Origin of the sequence: Gardnerella sp. 30-4 (assembly GCF_001641215.1) — a bacterium.
Classification (GTDB): domain Bacteria; phylum Actinomycetota; class Actinomycetes; order Actinomycetales; family Bifidobacteriaceae; genus Bifidobacterium; species Bifidobacterium leopoldii.
Genome location: NZ_LXJL01000181.1, coordinates 1 through 551 on the forward strand (window position 1 = coordinate 1; position 551 = coordinate 551).

The 551-nt window shown below is 34.3% G+C and carries 2 protein-coding genes; both read left to right on the plus strand.

The window, feature by feature from the left end; all coding sequences use genetic code 11:
• The first annotated feature begins 21 nt into the window (after positions 1–21).
• Positions 22–234 (plus strand): helix-turn-helix transcriptional regulator, encoded by a 213-nt coding sequence (locus A5294_RS06490; protein WP_004121956.1) that lies wholly within the window; start codon positions 22–24, stop codon positions 232–234.
• Positions 234–524 (plus strand): DUF5960 family protein, encoded by a 291-nt coding sequence (locus A5294_RS06495; protein ID WP_064340746.1) that lies wholly within the window; start codon positions 234–236, stop codon positions 522–524. The genes A5294_RS06490 and A5294_RS06495 overlap by 1 nt, the downstream gene beginning before the upstream one ends.
• Positions 525–551 lie beyond the last annotated feature (27 nt).

Below are 551 nucleotides of genomic sequence, written 5' to 3' on the forward strand. Positions count from 1 at the left end.
TATTAAAATAAGGAGGGAATTATGGCTGTTAGTTATAAAAAACTATTACATCGCATGATTGAAGAAGATATTTCCAATCAGGACTTAATGAGAATGAGCAATATTTCCGCCAACATTATTACGAAACTACGCACTGGGCAATATATATCACTGGAAAAAGTGGAAGGTATCTGCACAGCTTTACACTGCACGCCCAACGATATTTTGGAATTTATAGCGGAGGATGAAAAGTAATGGCTAATAATCAAAAACTGGAACTTACGTGGCTTGGTAAGGATAAAGAAATCAAAATAGAGCCTAGGATTCTAGTTGAGGATAAAGAAAAATCAAACTGCAAAAATGATCCTAATACAGAAAACATGCTCATACATGAAGATAACCTACTCGCACTAAAAGCGTTAGAAAACAAATATGCAGGTAACCGCGATCACTTCTTCATATTTGAAGTAAGTACCGTAGATGAGAATCCGCTAATCTATCATTATACATATAAGAAAACTACAATATATTTAGCAGAAAAATAGGAGCAGTTCAATTGACTGTCCCTATTT

Bases quoted from the DNA above. Each gene is read 5' to 3' on its own strand.
- A5294_RS06490 (WP_004121956.1), top strand. From the start codon at position 22: ATGGCTGTTAGTTATAAAAAACTATTACATCGCATGATTGAAGAAGAT.
- A5294_RS06495 (WP_064340746.1), top strand. From the start codon at position 234: ATGGCTAATAATCAAAAACTGGAACTTACGTGGCTTGGTAAGGATAAA.